Below are 14,852 nucleotides of genomic sequence, written 5' to 3'. Positions count from 1 at the left end.
CTACTCTCCTCGCAGGTAAGCTTTGACGTCTTCTTCGATGGGGTCGTACAGGTCGGGGACAATGCCGATGTACTTGCACGCCTCGTAGAGCACCGGCACCACGTTGGCGTGAATGGCGACGCAGTGGTGGATGTAGGGACCCTCGACGATCTTGGCCTCGAGGCGCTTGAGGTTGTCGACCTCGACCCACAGGTAGGTGCCCATGCCGGCCGGGCCGTCGATGCCGCGGGCGTTACCCAGCAGCAGCGAGTACTCGCCGTTGTCGCCGTCAAAGCGGGCAAGGGTGAGGTCGCCGTGCTTGGCCTCGGCCGTCAGCGCGCCGGGGTGATCGAAAGCCAGCGGGTAAGTGAGCTTGGGCTTGACGGCCGCGCAGCTGCAGGGCCAGGGGCCGCAGTGCTGCAGCAGCTCGCCGTTCTCGTTATCGGGATGACGCACGGTCCAGTCGGCGAACATGCCGCGGTGACGGCCCAGGTCGGCGGCCTCGACCATCAGCGCGGTGATAGCGCCATGGATGTCGGTCTCGCAGACGATGGGGATGCCCATCTCGTTGAGGATTGCGTTGGCGGCGCAGGGCATAATGCCCAACTCGTCCTGCAGGGCGTTCCAGCACTGGATGGCGCCGGCGTTGCAGCCGTACTTCTCGACCAAGCGCTTCATGGCAATGGCGAGTCCTGCGACCGCAGGAACCTTGTCCTCGGGGATGCAGATCTCAAAGCTGTCACCAATGTGGGCGAGCATGGCTGCCATGGCCTGCTCGTCGGCCTGGGCATCGCGCACGGCCTGGACAAGCTCGGTCATGGGGATGGGCGAAAGCTGGATATTGAACTTTTCGAGCAGCTCACCCTCGTTGCACATCGTGGACCAGAAGTCGAACGGACGGGTGGCCATCTGCAGAATGCGGGTGTGCTTGAAGGTCTTGACCACGTTGCACACAGCCAAGAAGTCCCAGACGCCGCGCTCGAACTCGGGGTCGGTCAGGCGGCAGTTGGTCATATAGGTGAAGGGAACCCGGAAGCGGCGCAGGACCTTGCCGGTGGCGAACAGGCCGCACTGGCTATCGCGCAGACGGGTGCCATCGGGCTCGGGGCGCTCGTCGCGCGGGCCCCACAGCAGCACGGGCAGGCCGAGCTCGCGGGCAAGGCGGGCGCAGACATACTCGGTGCCAAAGTTGGCGTGGCACAGCATGATGCCGTCGACGCCCTCGGCGCGGAACTTCTTGACGATAGGCTCGATATGGCTGTCATCGAACAGCAGGCCCTCGTCGTTGATGTCGTCGATATCCACGATGTCGACGCCGATCTCGCGCAGGCGATCAGCCGTCAGGCCGCGATACTTGATCGCGTCCGGCGCGCTAAAGATGCTGCGGCGCGTGGGCACAAAACCGAGCTTGATCTTATCCATGTACGTCCTCCCCTAGTCACATGTTCAGTAAACAGACGCGTGTTTCGTTTTGTTCTGTTTACTAAATGTTTTACTCTTCTGTTTAGAAGTTTAACGCGAAATACCCGTAGACGGTAGAGAAATCAGCCTAAACGGTATGTAAACAATCTGAACATACAAGGGGAACAAAAAGAGGGCCCCGAAGGACCCCCTCTTTGAACGACGTTATGCGTGCCGCCCCGCGCATCTTGGCACGGCGCGTGCGATGCCGCTTTCGCCTAGAGCTCGCGCACGCTCTGGCGCTCGACAAAATAGGTCGATACGGCTGTCTTGCAGGTGTAGCTCTTGGGATTGCGGATGTTGCCCACCAGACGGCGCACCGCGATCTCGCCCACCTCGTGCTTGGGAACGTGCACCGTGGTGAGCGGCGGGTTGGAGAAAGCGCCCAAAGATAGGTCGTCAAAGCCGATGATCGAAACATCCTCGGGCACGCGTATGCCGTGCTCGTTCAGGGCGCGCATAGCGCCCACGGCGAGCACGTCGTTCTCGGCAAAGAAGGCCGTCGGCAAGTCATCGCGCGAGACGCCGTCGAGCCACGCGCCCATGTCGCGATAAGCACCCTCGAGCGTGGTGCCCAGCGTGACGTGCCAGGTCGGGTTGGCCTCGAGGTCCGCATCCTCAAGCGCTTGGCGATAGCCGCGCTCACGATCTTTAAAGTTGCGAATGCGAAGGTCGCCTGCCAGGTAGCCGATTTGTCTGTGGCCCTTCTCGATAAGGTAGTCCACGGCACGCAGCACCGAATCGGTGTTAGCAATGACCACGGCATCGAAGTACTGGCGATCGCTCCAACCGTCGAGCACGATCAGGTGGGCGGCAGCGTTGGCGAACAGGGCGTAGTCTTCCTCGCCCAGCTCGGTGCCCATCAGCACGATAGCAGCAGACGGATCGGCGATCAGGCCCTCGACCTGCGGGCGCACGGCGTCCAGGTCGCTAAAGTCGAGTGTGACAAAGCTCGTGCTCATGCCGTGACGACGCGCCTGGCGCTCCACGCCCTCGATGACCGCGGGATGGAAGGTGCTCTCGTCCAGGATGGCGCCCGTCTTGCGCGCAAGTACAAACTGGATGCTCTCGAGCTGCGTCGACTGCTGATAGCCGAGCGACTGCGCACACTCCAGGATGACCTTGGCGGTCTCCTCGCTCACGCTGCGCTTGCGGTTGAGCGCGTTGGACACGGTTGCGGGCGAAAAACCGGTGATGCGGCTGATCTCGCGAACACTTGCTTTGGCCATTGGTCCCCCTAGCGGCGGCCGTGGTGGAGCATCGCGACTCGATGGCTCGGCAACTAAACGGCCGCAAATTCAAACTAAACATAATAGTAAATGTTTATGAGCTAGTTTAGCCTGTTGTCAAGCGAAGTGGCACGACTATTCCCCCAACGGGCGCATTTGCTCGGTAGCTAAAAAAGCCCCGTCCCAAATTGACTACATGGGGCGGGGTGCAGGAATCGTTTAACCTAGGACGCGGGCCATGCGCGCCTTAAACTCGGACAGGAAGCGCGGGGCGTCAACGGTCAGCGCCACAAGCGCGCTCTTGTCGGGATCGGACAGGCGGTGCTCGTCGCAGATGGTGCGGCCACGGTACTCGCCCAGCAGGTCGACACGCAGATTGCAGCCGAGCGCACCCACGAGCGTGGGGTCGATCGCCACGGCAACGGCCAGGGGATCGTGCAGTGCGCAACCACCCAGGTAGGGTGCGTTCATCTCGTACGAGCCAATGTAGTGCTCGACCATGCTCGCAAATGCGCAGCCCGCCATGGTGCCCGAGCCTGTCCAGCCGGCAACATCGCGGCGCGTGAGCACCACGCGATGCGTCACGTCCAGGCCCACCATGGTGAGCTTGCGGCCCGAGCGCAGCACGGCATCGGCGGCCTCGGGATCGCTTGCCATGTTGGCCTCGGCACCCGCGCTCACGTTACCGGGCACGGTCAGGGCGCCGCCCATCACCACCACGCGGCCGATAGACATCATCGCCGCCGCATCGCGCTCCAAGGCAAGTGCCAGGTTGGAGAGCGGGCCGGTCGCTACGTAGACCAGATCGGGCCCATAGGTGCGCGCGGCATCGATCAGATAATCGACCGCGGCATTGCCATCGGCCGAGGTCGCCCCCACTGGCTCGTAGGGAGACGCGGGCACGCTCGCGCCGCCGATGCCGTTCTTGCCGTGGATGAGCGTGGTGGACGCCGGTGGCGTATAGGGCTCGGTCGCCTGTAGGGGACGGTCGGCACCCAGATACACCGGCACCTCGGGACGACCCAACAGGTCGAGCACCGCCAGGCAGTTATGCGCCGACTGCTCGACGCGCACGTTGCCAAAGCACGTGGTGATGCCCACGAGCTCCACCTCGGGGCTCGCGATGGCATAGGCAAGCGCCATCGCATCGTCCACACCCATATCCAGATCAAGGATCAGCTTCTTGATTGCCATTGTTCTACTCCGCTTCTCCGTCTTGTACGTAATCGTCTAAACCAAACGCGCGCTCGACTTCGCCACGCGTGGGAATCGACTGCTGTGCACCCAAGCGCGACACCGTCACCGCCGAGGCACGGGCACCCGCGGCCATGCACTCAAAGAGCGGCAGGCCCTCCAGACGAGCCGCGGCAAGCGCACCGATAAACGTATCGCCCGCGGCCGTCGTATCGACCACCGTGCTCGAAAGCGCCGGCATGCGCAGCAGCTCGCCGTCGTCGCCGAGCGTAACCGACCCGGCACCGCCCAACGTGATGACCGCAGCTCCGGCACCCTTGGCGAGCAGGGCATTGAGCGCTGCGGCGCAGCTCGTATCATCCGCGGGCAAGATGCCCGTCAGCACCTGGCACTCGGTCTCGTTGGGACAGACCAGGTCGACCGCCGTCCAAGCCCCTGCCGGCACGTCACTTGCCGGCGCCGGGTTAAAGACCGTATAGAACCCCAGCTCGTGAGCGCAAACGAGTGCCTCGGCCGTCGCCGCCAGGTCGCATTCGCCCTGGGCGATAAAGACGCTTCCGGCAGCCGGGGCAATCTTGCTGGCGTCGCCGTCGAGTTCATCGGCCACCAGGCACCTCAGCGCGCAGGCAACGTCCTCGCCCGTAAGCGCATGGTTGGCGCCCGGCGACAGCACAATACGGTTGTCGCCACCAAAGCGAATGATGGTCGCCGTTCCCGTCTCCACGTCGTCGCGACGCGCCACAAAATCGCAGCTCACGCCAGCGTCTTGGAGCCCCGTCACGAGCGACGTGCCAAACGCGTCGCGACCGACCGCACCGATCATGCATGTGTGCGCGCCCATGCGCGCAGCCGCTACGGCCTGGTTGGCGCCTTTTCCGCCGGCGTTGGTGATAAACCCGCTGCCGCCGACGGTCTCGCCCGCACGCGGCATGCGCTCGCACGCCACCGAAAGGTCCATGTTCATGCTGCCGAACACCGCGACGATGCCGCAATCTGCCATGGAAACCTCCTCGTCCGCGGGCTCTGCACCCGCTGCCGGTCGTCGATCGTGCGCTCTCACGCCTCTATAACTTTAGTTCACTTTGATGTGGACGCGCGCTTGAGCTTGCGCCAGCAGCAAGCATTCACAGGAGCAGGCGGCTACAATAAAGGCGTGCTGATTATTCTCGTCATTTGGATGATGTTTTATGGAACAATTCCCGCGATCGAACTCGCGCAGCTCACGCCACTCGAGCGATCAACAGGCGCCGCACGAACGCTCGCGCGCCAGCCGCCAAACCTCCGAGCCGCGCCAAGCCGCAGACCCCCATCGCGCGTCTGCCAACAAGGGCGCCCACGCCAGCAGCGCCACAAAAGAGCAGGTGCCCGCGCGCCCCAAATCTCGGTATATCCCCGCCCTCGACGGTCTGCGCACGCTTGCCGTCGTCGCGGTGGTGCTCTATCACCTCAACCTCACCTGGGCGCAGGGCGGCTTGCTTGGAGTCACGATTTTCTTTGTGCTCTCGGGCTACCTGATCACGCGCCTGCTCATCAACGAAGTATCAAAGACCGGCCGCATCGACCTCAAGAGCTTCTGGATCCGCCGCATCCGTCGCCTGGTCCCCGCCGTGGTGACCGTTGTGGTTGTAACCTGTGCGCTGTGCACCGTCTTCAACCACGTGATGCTCACCAAGATGCGTCCCGACATTCTGCCGTCGCTGCTGTTCTTTAACAACTGGTGGCAGATTATGCAGGACGTTTCGTACTTCAACGCCCTGGGCGACCCCTCGCCGCTTACGCACTTTTGGTCGCTCGCCATCGAGGAACAATTCTACCTGGTTTGGCCACCGCTGCTGTTTGCCATGGTGTCCATGCATGTGAGCAAACCCAACACGCGCCGTGTGGTCCTGGGACTCGCAGCGGTATCCGCCCTTGCCATGATGGTGCTCTACAACCCTGCCGCCGACCCCAGCCGCGTGTACTACGGCACCGACACCCGCGTCTTCTCGCTGCTGCTGGGCGCCTGGATGGCCTTTATCCCCAATCGCGACCTGGCGCCGGTGCGTCTCGCTCATCGTTTGGGGCTCAATCGCCTGGCTGGCGCCGCCAAGCACGGCAAGAACGCCGAGGGCAAGCCTGGCGAGAAGGCCGACAACGCAGCCGAGACCGTCCCGGCACAGCCGAGCGCCCTCGTGCGCTTTTGGTCCTCGCCCGCATCCATCGATGTGTTGGGCGTCGTGGGTCTGGTTGGCCTTGCCGCCATGGTCGCGCTCACCAACGGCTACACCGCGTTCCAGTATCGCGGCGGCACGCTGCTATGCTCCATCCTCACGCTCATGGTCATCGCGGCCTGCGTGCAGCCCCAGGGAATGGTTGCCCGCGCACTGTCCGCCGAGCCGCTCGTGTGGGTTGGCAAGCGCTCGTACAGCATCTACCTGTGGCACTATCCGCTACTGTTGCTCATGAACCCGGTCGCCAACATCAACGATACGCCGTGGTGGCAGTACATTTTGCAGGTGTTGTTGGTGGTCGCCGTAGCCGAATGTTCATATCGCTTTATCGAGACGCCGTTTAGAAAGGGCGCCTTTGGGCGCACCGTATCCGAGTTCCGCGACGGCACCACCGCGCCCGCCAACTGGGTGCGCGCGCACGTCCCTGTCTGCGCAGCCTGCGCTGTCGTGTTGGTCGTTGCACTGGGCGGCCTGATCTTTGTGCCCGAGACGTCTGCGCTGAGCGGTGAGGGCGCCGAAGTCCTCAACAAGGAAGCCAAAAACACCGCGCCCACAGACCAACAGGCGGCCGACGACACCGACAAGGACAACGACGGCTTCCCCGATGGCTCCTACGACCTGTTGATGATCGGTGACTCCGTGTCGCTGCGCGCCGTTGATTCCTTTGACGGCGTGTTCCCGCACAGCCATATCGATGCCGAAAAGGGCCGCCAGTTTGATGCGGGCCGCGCGACATTTGAGGGCTATCTCCAACAGAACCTTGCCGGCAAGATCGTGGTCTTTGCACTGGGCACCAACGGCTTGGTAACCGACGACCAGATCGACGCCATCATGACCGATGCAGGAGATAAGCGTATTGTGGTGTTTGTGAACACGCGCAGCCCGCAGCCGTGGGTTGGCTCTACCAACCAGGCCATCGCCAACGCTGCTACGCGCTACAAGAACGTGCGCGTTATCGACTGGTACGGATACAGTGCCAATCGCAACGACCTGTTCGATGGCGATGGCACGCACCTGTCGACCACTGGCGTGACTGAGTACCTCAACTTGATCCACGATGCAGTCAAGAAGGACCTGCCCGTGCATCCCGAGGATCACGTCAACGATCCGCAGCCGGCGGCCGTCAAGTCTGCCACCGACGCGCTCGTCAATGCGCTCGCTCTCAAGCCGCACAAGCTGGGCACCGACAAGTAACCTGCAGCGCAAACTTCCCACATCCGGAGGGGGTGCCCGCCACGGCAGGCACCCCCTCCGACAGTTAGGGACGTTCCTTATGTGCCGGCACCCAGGGACACTCCTGACACAGCCGAGGAACGCCCTCCTTGCGACCAAATTCTGGGCGCCTCGCCACCCCGAACGTTGTTTCCAAGCCCACACCCGCAGCAAACAACCCAAAATCACTCTTTTCGAGCCGGCTCCAAGGGGTCGTGGACAAAAAGGGGCAAATATGAGTACTGTTACCATTTTAGTAGCAGGCAAAACCACCCAAAATGACGTCCGAGCGACCCCTACAACCCCCTAAAGCAGCCAACCTGACTGGTTTAAGACATATTGGAGCCAATTTTAATGAACATACTATCGGCTATGTCCATTATCTTCTTGGATGTAAATGCTATTCACTTAGCAACAGTACTCATATTTGGCATTTTTTGTCCACTGCCATATAACTAATGCCCTATAGCGGGCAAAAAACAGGCCGCAGTCCATCGCTGCGGCCTGTTCGGAAGCAAAAGTGGGCGCTAAGCGCTGTAACCCATCGCCTGCAGGACAAACATGACGACCGTGAGCACCGTAATCACGGCGATAGTCGCCCACGTGAGCACGTTCCACACGCGGCCGTTGCGGTTGGCGCCCATAATGTGACGGTCGGCGGCGATAACCACTTGGAACACCAGAACCACGGGCAGTAGCACGCCATTGATGACCTGCGAGGTCATCATAATCTGGAACAGATCGACGCCGGGCATAAGCACCAGCACGGCAGAGATACCGATGATGGCCGTAATGATGCCGCGATAGACCGGGGCCTCGTCCCAGCTGCGATCGGCACCGCGCTCCCAGCCAAATGCCTCGCAGATAGCGCTCGACGTAACGCCCGGCAGCACGCAGGCAGCCAAGAAACTCGCCGCGACCAGGCCCGAGGCAAACAGTACCGTAGACCACTGACCCGCAATAGGCTCCAGCGCGCGGGCAGCATCGGCAGCATCGCTAATCTGAATACCCGCCGGGAACAGCACCGTACCGGTCGTAATGATAATAAAGCCGGCAATGACATCAGCGGCAAGCGAGCCGCTCACGGTATCGATGCGCTGCAGCACGATATCGTCCTCGCCCGCGTTCTTATCGACCACGTTGTTCTGCGCCAAGAAAATCATCCACGGCGCGATAGTGGTACCGATCGTTGCGACCACGAGCGACACGTAGCTGGGGTCATTTTGAATGTTGGGCACGACCAGGTCGACCGCGACCTCACCCCAGTTGGGGCCAGCCATAAACGCGGCGACGATATAGGTCACGAACACGCAGCTCACCAGCAGCAGAATCTTCTCGATGCGCTGGAAACTACCCGACATGGTAAGCATCCACACCAGCAGCGCCACCAACGGCACCGAGATGCTCGCCGGCACGCCAAAGAGAGCAAGGCCGCTGGCGATGCCCGCAAACTCCGAAATGGTCACAGCCGTGTTGGCGATCAACAGCGCCGCCATGGCCAACACGCTCTTGCGCACGCCAAAGCGCTCGCGAATGAGCGATGCCAGGCCCTTGCCCGTGACGCAGCCGCAGCGCGCCGCGGTCTCCTGCGTCACGATGAGCAGCACAGTCATGACGGGAAGCATCCAGAGCATCTTGTAGCCATAGCTGGCGCCCGCGCTGGAATACGTTGCAATGCCGCCGGCGTCATTGCCCGAAAGCGCCGCCAGCAGACCGGGGCCCATAGCGCCAAAGATGGCCGCGATGGTCAGCTTTTGCTTGGTGCCCGACTTTTGCTTGGTATTTTGCACGCGACCACCTAACCCATGACTGACATGGCGAGCAGCACCGCGGCGATGCAATACGCCACACACGAGATCATGACGGCAATGACGTTCATGGCGGTGCCCGACGTATTGAGGTCGTGCTCGTCACGCCAGAACAGCACCATCAGGTAAATCACGGCGCTCATGTTGCCAATCAGACAGACGATGGCCGCGATGTTAAAGCACCCGGTAAAGAGTTGCTCCTCAAACATGGACGCATCGGGGAACGCAGCGGTGCGCACCAGCTGGGCGCACAGGTAGGTCACGAGTGACAGAATCAGGCCCATACCCGTGCTCTGGAAGAAGAACCCCAGATACGGCTTGGGTTCGTCGTCGTGACCGTCATACTCCAGGAAGTAGTTCTTGACGAACGACACCATGCGCGAGGCCGCCAGCAGCACGAGCGGCATGGCGCACATGGGGAACACCACCAGATGCGCGGAGCCGAGCGCCGTTCCCAGCACGGTCGCCATGATGCACGACGCGACGCCCCATACAACAACCCAGTACTGGCGATGTACGAACCAGCTGAGCACGTTCGTCGAGTCGTCCGATGCGCTATCGCCCGAGCCGACACCGGCGATCTGCAGGTCCTCCTGATGCTCCTCGGCTATAACGTCCATGGCGTCGTCGAAGGTCACGATACCCAGGATGTGGCGGTTCTCGTCACAGACGGGGATAGCTACCAGGTCATACTTGGTCATCTCATCCGTCACGTCTTCCTGGTCCTCGTCGGGCGACACATAGACCAGGTCGCGATAGGCCAGCTGACCCAGCGTAGCGTCGCGGTCGGCTACGATCAGCGTGCGCAGCGAAAGCACGCCGGTCAGCATGCCGCTCGGATCCTCGGTATAGACGTAGTAGACGCTCTCGAAGTCCTCGTCGAGCTCGCGAATCGCCTCGATGGCGTCACCGACCGTTGCCGTGGCGGGCAGGGAGACAAACTCCGAGGTCATGATGCGGCCGGCGGTGTTGTCCTCATACCCCAGCAGATTACGAATCGCCTTCTCCTCCTTGACGCCCATCAGGCGCAGGAGCTTCTCGGCCTTCTCGTAATCGAGCTCGTCGATCAGGTCGGCAGCGTCATCCGGGTCCATCATGGCCAGCATCGACGATGCGTCCGTGTCGGACAGGCCCTCGAGCATCTCGGTCATGAGCTCGTCGTCATCGAACTCCGAGATGGCCTCGGCGGCCTGGGCAGTATCGAGCTGCGCAAACACCTGCGCACGTAGGCGCGGGTCGAGCTGCTCGATAATGTCGGCGATGTCGGCAGGGTGCAGCTCGCCGAGCGTCTTGTGCGACACCGAGAGTTGAATGTTCTTGGTCGAGCGGTCGAGCAGGTCCATGTAGGACCAAGCGATGATGTCCTCACTGAGCGGCTTGCCCAGGTGCTTCATAAAGCCTTCGACGATATGCTCGAGCGCGGGGCTGATGGCGCGTAGCAGACCGCGGGCACCGACCTCGGCGCCCAGCAGGCGCAGCTGATTTTCGCCCGACATGGAAAACTTGATGTCGTTGACGCGCACGACCTTCATGCCCTGCGTGTCGACGATCTGCTTATTGAGAACATCGCGCGCCAGCAGGAGCTCGGTCGGCTGCAGGTACGAGAAGCGAATATTGGTGGCAGACGTGTTGAGATACACGCCTGTCTCGTCGATGCGGTCGACCCATTTGCGCCAGCTGATCATAAACGGCGTCTTGCCGGGACCGCGGAACGCGAGCGACGTCACGTGCGGAAAAACTTCGCCGGTAGCAATGCCAAAATCGTTGACCACGCCGAGCTTTTCGCCGTCGACGTCCAAGACCGGCAATTTGAGCATCTCACTCAGATAATTCAATGGTGCTCCCCATCATTATTCCTCCGGACGCGGCCGCGCGTGCGGCGTCCGGGGGCTTCTGGATATGTATACGCATGCGCGGGCGGCACGCCGCTCGACGCTTACACCCCGTGCATGCGCAAAAAGCACCTGCATGGGGTCATCGACTGTATGGTCGAGGTTTGGATTTCACCTGTAACCTTTCTCTTGACCCTCATTAACCGCAGTAACTATAGCATCAGCATCGCCTTGCGGCATCGAATTTATGCGCTGCACATTGCAGGCATACCAAACGCTGACGTATCCGTGACATAGCCATTGGGGACGTTCTTAAACGACTACCCAATGGCTACTCTGTGGTGTCATCGTCCTCGGCAAGTTGGGGGAACACAGCGTTTTTGGGCATGGAAACCTTGGTGAGCGAGGTGAGCTTTTTGCTCAATGCCGTGTCCGTCTTAACCAGGTCGCTGAGCGTCACGATCTTGTAGCCGTCGGCGACAAGGCCATCGATAATCTGCGGCAGCGCCTCGAGCGTCTGCTCGGCGCATTCGTCTCTATCGGTGAGCAGCACGATATTGCCCGGCGTCACCGAATCGAGCACCGTCGAGACCTGCTCGTCGGCACCGTTGAGCAGCCAGTCGCCCGAGTCAATATTCCACGAGACCACGGCGGAGACCAGGTCCATCGCATCAATCCAGTTTTGCTCGTCAAAGGCAGCGTAGGGAGCACGCAGCAGCATCGTCTTCACGCCGGTCGCCGACTTAATCGCATCGGTGCCTTTCGTGATCTGTTCGCGTACCGCCTCACGGTCCTGACCCTTGAGCGAATCGTCGCTGTAGCTGTTGGATCCGATCTCGCACCCGGCATCGACAATCGCCTTGGCCGTGGCAGGCGATGCCTCGGCCGCATCGCCCGACAGGAAGAACGTCGCGGTGACGCCCTTTTCCTTGAGTACCTGCAAGATCTGCTTGGTAGCGCTGCTCGGACCCTCGTCAAACGTCAGCGCCACGTACTTTTTGTTGCCCTTGGGCGCCACGCTGGCGCACGCAACGACGCAATCGGTGGCGGGCACGACCTCGCCGCGGTCCTGTGTCTTGCCCGATTGCTCGCCGACCCACACCTCGGAGCGGCCCTGGACACCCCACGTCTGCACATACTCGATAGCGCCCGTACCCTCGACCTTGAGCTTGGGCTCGATAACCGTAGCCTGAACCTCGTGCTTCTCGTAGGTGTTACGGCCATCCTTGACCGTCACCTTCTCGCCGCCCTCAAGTTCGCGGCTATCCCATTTGCCCTGCTTCACGCGCTTGCCGTCGACCTTCACCGACAGCTTTTCGCCCCCATGGCGCTTGAGCACGCTGTCATCGACGGCCAGCAGGTCGCCTGCGTCGTAGGTGTCAGTCAACTCCTGGTCGTCGATGAGATTCTGCAGCGTAGAGCCCACACGCACCGCTGTCTTCTGGCCGTTGAGCTCCACGTCCACACTGCGGTTGACGTAGCCCACGACGGCAGCGATAAACAGCACGAGCGCGCAACCCACGGCGATGAGCGCGTAGGGCAGGCGAGACGAACGACGGGGTGTGCGGCTGTTGCCGATGCGCGCGCTGCGATCGCTAAAGCCGCGGCTATGGTTGAGATACATCGCGCCGGGCTTACGGTGACGGCGGCGCTGACCGCTGGGCAGCTGCCCCAGGTCGCGGCGCGCCGTCGGACGCGCACCCGAACGCCCGTTTAAGTTGGATTCGTTTTGGCGCATGTGCCCTCCCCCATAAACACAGCAAGCCGGAGCAACAGGTCTCCGGCTTGCCTCCCATCATTTGGTACGTCGCTATTTTGTAGCTTTTGACGAGCCTCCGCTCGCCTTTTGGTATTCGTCCTTAAAGGCCTTGAACATACCGCGCGTCTTGCCGAGCTGCTTGCCCAGTGCGCGGCTGCCCTTGTCCACGGCGACCGATCCCTTGTCATCGAGCACCTTGGCGCCCTTTTTGACCTTGTCGCCCACCACGACGCTGGCCTCGGCGGCCTTGGCAGCCGCACCGCCCGAATACCCGAGCGACTTGACCTCGTCCGAGACGACCATCGCGCCGTTCTCGTAGCCGCGCAGCATCGTCGGCGGCACCTGCGTGTCACCAACCAAAACACTCGAAGCAGCGCCGGCGGTCACATAGAATGCCTGCACGATGCCCGAGCGCGGCTTGAACTCAACGTCCGAGCAATAGCCCACGACGTCGCCCGATTCCGTGCGCACGTCCATACCGACCCAGATGATGCAATCGTCCAGGTTGATGTCGAGGCGCTTGGCCGCAGCGGTATCGTAGGTGCCCTTGACGTCGTCAACCGCGATGGCGCCCTCGTAGACACCAATGGCGTCGAGCGCTACGAATCGGTCGGGACGCTCGATCATGCCCGCGATATCGGACTGGCGGACCATAAAGCCGACCACGCGCGTACCGCCCGGGGTAAAGACCGGAAAGTGAATCTTTCCGAGCTTTTTAGGGCTGCGCGGCGTGCCGTCCTTTTTGGTGCGCTTGTCCTCGGCAGGCTTGCGATAGATCTTGGCGCCGACAAAATCCCCGGCGCGCATTATGCCTCGGTCGAGGGCTCCGCAGCCTCGGCATCAGCCTCGACGGCGTTCTCGACCACGACGTCGGCGGCAGGCGTCACGTTGCCGCCCGAAATGGCGTCGTTGAGCTGCTCGCGCAGCTGGTCCATGCGCTCGCGGGCCAGGTCGACCTTGGCGCGTAGGTCGTCAGTCTTGGCGTCGACCATCGGGCCAAAGTCATTCACCGCGGCACGGGCCTCCTCGGCGCTGTGCTCGTAGGTGTCGCGTATATTGTCCCAGGCGTCGTTGGCGATATCGGCAGCCATGGCGCGGGTTTCGGCGCCCGAGCGCGGGGCCAGAGCAACGCCGATAATAGCGCCGGCAGCGGCACCAAAAAGTGCGCCGGAGACAAAGCTGAAAGTCTTACCCATGATCATTCCTCTCCTGCGGGCACGTCGGTGCCCACCGTTTGAATGCTGTCCATTATACCCGCAGCGCATCACTTGCCGCTCCGCTCATCTGCGTACGGCAAAGGCGCAGGTACGTGATGGTGATAAACGCGTAGGCCTACTCCTGGGGCATAGCCGGCATGGCCACCGTGGCACCCGGGTCCTCGCCGGCGCCGTCCACAAGCGGCAGGCCGCCCTCATGCGCAGGTCCTACCGGAACCGTCGCAGCACCGCCAAAGACGGCAGCGGAGGCCTCGTGGTTCTCGGCAACCGCGCCCTCGGTATCAATCGCCACCTGGGGCTCGTCGTCAAAGTTGGGGACGCCCTGGGGCTCGGTGGGAACGGGCTCGGCGGTCGCATCGGCAACGGGCTCGGCGTCGACCGGCGCATCGCCCTCGTCAGTGCCCTCGTCCTCGGCAGCATCTTCGCCGTTCGCGGCGGCGACGACCTCGTGCGGATCCTTACCCTCGGCCTCGGCGCGCATGCCCAGCACCAGGTTGCGCAAACCCGCGACCGTACCGTCCACATCGGGAGCGGGCTGTTCGGCATGCAGATAGGCCCAATCCATCATAAAGGTCGCCGAAGACAGCGCGCCGATGGCCAGCGCGTCGTCGGGACACGAAAGCTCAACCTCAAAGACACGCTCATCGTGCTCGCTTACGCGGGTGCGGCCGCACGAAATGCTGCCGGCAAGCCCGGTCTCGTTCATGAGCTCGACCGTCACGTGCTCCAGCAGATGGCAAAGCTCGGTCTGGCCCATGCAGTCCTGGAATTCGCGACCGGAATCGCCCAGGCACAGGTGCTTGGCAATCGCAGGCACCAGGTAGTACACGCGCGCCGTGGCCTCGATGTCCTCCGAGGTCATGAGCGGCATGCCGGGGTTCACCAGCACATGCGCGCAGATCTTGTCCTCACTGACGGTGACCTTAAGGATGTTGAACAGGCCTGCCATAA

The 14,852-nt window shown here is 62.1% G+C and carries 11 protein-coding genes; 1 reads left to right on the top strand and 10 read right to left on the bottom strand.

All coding sequences use genetic code 11. From position 1 onward, the window contains the following. From DW037_RS04110 to DW037_RS04095, 4 genes are all read right to left on the bottom strand, one after another. Positions 1-1,401: an L-fucose/L-arabinose isomerase family protein gene (locus DW037_RS04110; RefSeq protein WP_118372869.1), complete on the bottom strand. Its 1,401-nt coding sequence runs from the start codon at positions 1,399-1,401 to the stop codon at positions 1-3. A 257-nt stretch (positions 1,402-1,658) separates the two neighbouring features. Further along, entirely contained in the window at positions 1,659-2,669 is a 1,011-nt protein-coding gene (locus DW037_RS04105) for a LacI family DNA-binding transcriptional regulator (protein WP_118065960.1), read from the bottom strand. Between the two features lie 219 nt (positions 2,670-2,888). After that, positions 2,889-3,863, bottom strand: a complete 975-nt coding sequence (locus tag DW037_RS04100) for a nucleoside hydrolase (RefSeq protein WP_118065958.1) — start codon at positions 3,861-3,863, stop codon at positions 2,889-2,891. 4 nt (positions 3,864-3,867) lie between these two features. After that, on the bottom strand, positions 3,868-4,863 hold the full coding sequence (locus tag DW037_RS04095; RefSeq protein ID WP_118065956.1) for a ribokinase: 996 nt from the start codon (positions 4,861-4,863) through the stop codon (positions 3,868-3,870). Positions 4,864-5,050: 187 nt separating this feature from the next. Here DW037_RS04095 and DW037_RS04090 point away from each other — a divergent pair, with 187 nt between their 5' ends. After that, positions 5,051-7,267, top strand: coding sequence for an acyltransferase family protein (locus DW037_RS04090; protein ID WP_118065954.1), 2,217 nt, complete (start codon positions 5,051-5,053; stop codon positions 7,265-7,267). A gap of 545 nt (positions 7,268-7,812) precedes the next feature. Here DW037_RS04090 and DW037_RS04085 read toward each other — a convergent pair. The 6 genes from DW037_RS04085 to DW037_RS10740 all read right to left on the bottom strand — a co-directional run bounded on the left by DW037_RS04085 (position 7,813) and on the right by DW037_RS10740 (position 14,850). Continuing rightward, entirely contained in the window at positions 7,813-9,009 is a 1,197-nt protein-coding gene (locus tag DW037_RS04085; protein ID WP_099432833.1) for an Nramp family divalent metal transporter, read from the bottom strand. A gap of 74 nt (positions 9,010-9,083) precedes the next feature. Beyond that, complete coding sequence (locus DW037_RS04080; RefSeq protein ID WP_118372868.1) at positions 9,084-10,928, bottom strand: magnesium transporter; 1,845 nt, start codon at positions 10,926-10,928, stop codon at positions 9,084-9,086. Positions 10,929-11,256: 328 nt separating this feature from the next. Then, on the bottom strand, positions 11,257-12,663 hold the full coding sequence (locus DW037_RS04075; protein ID WP_233542245.1) for a polysaccharide deacetylase family protein: 1,407 nt from the start codon (positions 12,661-12,663) through the stop codon (positions 11,257-11,259). Between the two features lie 72 nt (positions 12,664-12,735). Beyond that, on the bottom strand, positions 12,736-13,491 hold the full coding sequence (locus DW037_RS04070) for a PRC-barrel domain containing protein (RefSeq protein WP_117716174.1): 756 nt from the start codon (positions 13,489-13,491) through the stop codon (positions 12,736-12,738). After that, on the bottom strand, positions 13,491-13,880 hold the full coding sequence (locus DW037_RS04065; RefSeq protein ID WP_118372879.1) for a YtxH domain-containing protein: 390 nt from the start codon (positions 13,878-13,880) through the stop codon (positions 13,491-13,493). Before DW037_RS04065 ends, DW037_RS04070 begins: the two co-directional genes overlap by 1 nt. A gap of 136 nt (positions 13,881-14,016) precedes the next feature. Continuing rightward, complete coding sequence (locus DW037_RS10740) at positions 14,017-14,850, bottom strand: hypothetical protein (protein WP_233542244.1); 834 nt, start codon at positions 14,848-14,850, stop codon at positions 14,017-14,019. Positions 14,851-14,852 lie beyond the last annotated feature (2 nt).

Origin of the sequence: Collinsella sp. AF39-11AT (assembly GCF_003474585.1) — a bacterium.
GTDB lineage: Bacteria > Actinomycetota > Coriobacteriia > Coriobacteriales > Coriobacteriaceae > Collinsella.
The sequence above is the reverse complement of the archived record's forward strand: the minus strand, read 5'-3'. Positions and strand labels throughout refer to the sequence as shown.